The organism is Streptomyces capoamus, from assembly GCF_014654935.1.
Taxonomy (GTDB): domain Bacteria; phylum Actinomycetota; class Actinomycetes; order Streptomycetales; family Streptomycetaceae; genus Streptomyces; species Streptomyces capoamus.
In genome coordinates, this window is record NZ_BNBF01000021.1 from 149,906 (window position 1) to 154,199 (window position 4,294).

Sequence of the window (4,294 nt, forward strand, 5' to 3'; positions counted from 1 at the left end):
AGCCGTGGGCCCAGAGGGCGAGAGGACGTAAGGGCGCGAGGCCGCGCAGGAAGGCGTCGAGCAGCGTGTCGGTCGGCATCGCGCCAGTCTCGTGAGCCCGGGCCGGCCTGTACACCCCTCACCCCAGCCCGTACACCCGGTGCGCGTTGTCCGACGCGATCAGCCGGGCCACCCGCTGGGCGTCCTCCAGGGACCAGGCGCCCTCCGCCACCCAGCCGCCCAGCACCCGGCCGAGGGCCTCCCGGAACAGGCGGGCGCCCACGGCGTGCAGTTCGGGCAGGCCCTGGGCGCCGGTGGAGAAGAGGATCTTGCCGAAGGGCGCCAGTTCCAGGATCTCGGCGAGGACCGCGGCCGCCCGGGCGCCGGTCCGCACGAGCGCGGCACCCGAGTCGGCGTAGACGTGCGGGAAGACCCCGGCCAGGTGGGCGGCGTGGCGGTGGTACGGGTAGCCGTGCAGCAGGATCAGGTCGGTGCCGAGGCCGGCGGTGGCCCGGACGAAGTCGGTGAGCAGCACCGGGTCCGTGCGGTCGATGCGGGAGCCGGGCTCACCGAGGCCGGCGTGCAGCTGCAGGGGCAGGCCCGAGGCGACGGCGATCCACAGCAGGTGGCGCAGCAGCACCGGGTCCGTGAGCGGGCCGCCGACGCGCCGCCCGGCCAGCCAGCGGCCCGCCGCGCCCCGCACCTCCCCGGGCCCGGGCGGCTCGGGCGCGAGGGCCAGGCCGTGCCGCAGGGCGGCCACGGAGGTGAAGGCGACGGCGTTCGCCGCGGCGCCGTGCACCGACTCGGCGAGGTTGGCCAGGAAGGACTCGACGGTGCCCGAGGTGTCGGCGACCTGTTCGGCGAGCGGCTCCAGCCGGATGATCTCGTGGACCGGGGCGGCGGCGGCGGCGGCCAGTTCGGCCGGGCCGGTGAGGTCGCCCGGCAGGCCCGCGTCGAGAAGGTAGGTGGTGATGCCGCTGCCGCGCAGCAGCCGGCGGCCCGCCTCCAGGGCGCCCAGTTCCCGGCGCCGGGCCAGGTAGCGGGCCGGCGGGCAGTGCGGTTCCAGGCCGAGCAGGGGCGGGCACCAGCGCCGTACGGCGAAGCCGGTCTGGGTGTCGAAGAGGGTGGTGCCCGGAGCGGGCGGCCCCTCGGTGCGGGCGAGCTGGGCCTCGAAGGTGCCGAGGCCCAGTTCGGTGCGCAGTACGCCGTGGCAGTACTGGTCCACGAGGGACGGCGTCTCGATCATCCCCGGCCTCCCCGCGTCCGCTGGCTTCGACCGGCCTAACGGGTGAAGGGGGCGTGAGGTCGCGGATGGGACCGGGACTGTCCGGGTGCGACGGTCACCGGCCGTCCCGGATGGCCCGCCCGGTCGGTGCGCGGTTCAGCCGCCGACCTGGATGCCGGCCATCCGCTTCCACTCGTACGCGCCCGTCCGCACCTTGGCCGCGAACTCGCCGTCGAAGGACTCGTGCACCGTGATGCCGGCCTTCTCCACCGCCTGCCGGGCGATCTCGGTGCTGGGGGCCACCAGGTCGCCCCAGCCGCCGTCCTCGCCGACGAGGACGATGCGGGCACCGCGTTCGCCGATGTGGGCCACCTGGCCCTCCGCGCCCCCGTGCGCCTTCGCGAAGGCGGTGATCCGGTGGGCGAGCCGGGACACCTTGCGCTCGGCCCGCGCGTCAACCTGCTGCGTGTCTGCCATGCCCAGGATGCTACCGACGGGTAGATCAGCTGGCGAGGTCAGGGCCCTGTGACGTACGCCCGGGTGTCGTCAGCGCAGGAACGGGTCCACCGCGATCGCCACGAACAGCAGGGACACATAGGTGATGGACCAGTGGAAGAGCCGCATCTCCTTCAGCTTCGCGCCCGTGACCTCGGCCTTGGCCCGGTTCTGCAGGGCGTGCGCCTCCCACAGCCACCAGCCGCCCGAGGCGAGGGCGACGGCCGTGTAGAACCAGCCGGTGTAGCCGAGCGGGGTGAGCAGCAGGGAGACGGCGACCATCACCCAGCTGTAGAGGACGATCTGCCGGGCAACGGTCTTGTTGGACGCGACGACCGGCAGCATCGGCACGCCCACGCGCGCGTAGTCGTCCTTGACCTTCATGGACAGCGGCCAGTAGTGCGGCGGCGTCCAGAAGAAGATCACCAGGAAGAGGATGACCGGCGCCCAGGAGAGCGAGTTCGTCACGGCCGACCAGCCGATCAGCACCGGCATGCAGCCGGCGATGCCGCCCCACACGATGTTCTGGGCGGTGCGCCGCTTGAGGATCATCGTGTAGACGACGACGTAGAAGAGGAGGGCCCCGAGCGAGAGCCAGGCGCTCAGCCAGTTGACGGTGAGGCCGAACAGCAGCGTCGAGACGACGGCCAGGGTGATGCCGAAGGCCAGGCACTCGCGCGGGCTGACCATGCCGGTCACCAGCGGCCGCTGCGAGGTGCGGTCCATCAGGGCGTCGATGTCCCGGTCGATGTACATGTTCAGCGCGTTGGCGCCGCCCGCGGACAGGTAGCCGCCGACACAGGTGAGCAGGACCAGCACGAGGTCGGGCACGCCTTGCTGCGCCAGGAACATCACCGGAACGGTGGTGATGAGGAGCAGCTCGATGATCCGCGGCTTGGTCAGCGCCACGAACGCCTTGACACGGGCCCCGAACGGCCGCTGGACCGGGCCCTGGCTCGCACCAGCCAGCACACCCGCTGGACGGGATTCGACGGCCGTCACGCACACCCCTGACAGAGACATCCCAGCGAGCCTCCCCCGTGTGCAGTACCGGTCGAGGCTCGCGCGTACCACGCCACTTTAGACGTTGCCCATACCCCGGCCTCCGCGGGGGTGGGGTCGTGTTGGAGCGCGCCCCGTACGCGCTCCATAAGAGGGGAGCAGGCACTCGATTGAGCGCTCAGATGACCGCCTCCGTATTCATGTGCCGAACGGCTCGTCGGCCCGTCGGGAGGCGGATCGCAGCGAGGCCCGGCAGTCTGGAAACACTCGAAAAAACGCACGTCCTCACGGGGGTAGGCTCGACAACGGCCGGTGGGCGGCAAGCCCCCCGGCGGCCGGGTGGGCGCATGCCCCGAAGACCGGCGACCGACATGTGGAGAGGAGCCCTGACCCAGGGTGAGCACCAAGCCGACCACCACAGACCTTGAGTGGACCGAGCTGGACCAGCGGGCCGTGGACACCGCCCGGGTCCTGGCCGCAGACGCCGTACAGAAGGTCGGCAACGGCCATCCCGGTACGGCGATGAGCCTGGCCCCGGCCGCCTACACCCTCTTCCAGAAGGTGATGCGGCACGACCCGGCCGACCCCGAGTGGGTGGGCCGCGATCGCTTCGTGCTGTCCGCCGGCCACTCGTCCCTGACCCTCTACACCCAGCTCTACCTGGCCGGCTTCGGCCTGGAGCTGGACGACCTGAAGGCGTTCCGCACGTGGGGTTCGAAGACCCCCGGTCACCCGGAGTACGGGCACACCAGGGGTGTCGAGACCACCACGGGCCCGCTGGGCCAGGGTGTGGCCAACGCGGTGGGCATGGCGATGGCCGCCCGTTACGAGCGCGGTCTGTTCGACCCGGAGGCCCCGGCCGGCGAGTCGCCCTTCGACCACTTCGTCTACTGCATCGCCGGTGACGGCTGCCTCCAGGAGGGCATCTCCGCCGAGGCGTCCTCGCTGGCCGGCCACCAGAAGCTGGGCAACCTGATCCTGCTGTGGGACGACAACCACATCTCGATCGAGGGCGACACCGAGACGGCCGTCTCCGAGGACACCGTCAAGCGCTACGAGGCCTACGGCTGGCACGTGCAGCGCGTGGAGGCCAAGGCCGACGGCGACCTGGACCCGCAGGCGATCTTCGCCGCGATCCAGGAGGCGAAGAAGGTCACCGACAGGCCGTCCTTCATCGCGATGCGCTCGATCATCGCCTGGCCGGCGCCGAACGCGCAGAACACCGAGGCCGCGCACGGCTCGGCGCTCGGCGAGGACGAGGTCGCGGCCACCAAGCGCGTCCTCGGCTTCGACCCGGAGCAGGACTTCGAGGTCGCCGACGAGGTCATCGCACACACCCGCGAGGCGCTGGAGCGGGGTGCCGAGGCGAAGGCCGAGTGGGAGAAGTCCCTTCAGGTGTGGCGGGAGGCCAACCCGGAGCGTGCGGCCGAGTTCGACCGCATCAGCCAGGGCGAGCTGCCCACCGGCTGGGAGGAGAAGGTCCCGGTCTTCGAGCCCGGCAAGGCCGTCGCGACGCGTGCCGCGTCCGGCAAGGTGCTGCAGGCGCTCGGCGCGGTGATCCCCGAGCTGTGGGGCGGCTCCGCCGACCTGGCC

At 72.0% G+C, this 4,294-nt stretch carries 4 protein-coding genes and 1 pseudogene; 1 reads left to right on the forward strand and 4 read right to left on the reverse strand.

The window, feature by feature from the left end; genetic code table 11:
* From IE312_RS42260 to IE312_RS28865, 4 genes and pseudogenes are all read right to left on the reverse strand, one after another.
* Window positions 1–79, reverse strand: a pseudogene (locus IE312_RS42260) (nucleotidyltransferase); the annotation flags it as partial.
* A 39-nt stretch (window positions 80–118) separates the two neighbouring features.
* Window positions 119–1,225 (reverse strand): amidohydrolase family protein, encoded by a 1,107-nt coding sequence (locus IE312_RS28855; RefSeq protein ID WP_189985229.1) that lies wholly within the window; start codon window positions 1,223–1,225, stop codon window positions 119–121.
* A gap of 135 nt (window positions 1,226–1,360) precedes the next feature.
* Entirely contained in the window at window positions 1,361–1,681 is a 321-nt protein-coding gene (locus IE312_RS28860; RefSeq protein WP_189985230.1) for a hypothetical protein, read from the reverse strand.
* Between the two features lie 69 nt (window positions 1,682–1,750).
* Window positions 1,751–2,722 carry a heme o synthase gene (locus tag IE312_RS28865; protein ID WP_229900546.1) on the reverse strand — a complete coding sequence of 324 codons (972 nt, stop codon included), beginning with the start codon at window positions 2,720–2,722 and terminating at the stop codon, window positions 1,751–1,753.
* Between the two features lie 375 nt (window positions 2,723–3,097).
* On the opposite strand from IE312_RS28865, the gene IE312_RS42265 reads away from it, so the two are divergent.
* On the forward strand, window positions 3,098–4,294 hold a 1,197-nt coding region (locus tag IE312_RS42265; RefSeq protein WP_229900547.1), incomplete at its 3' end, for a thiamine pyrophosphate-binding protein.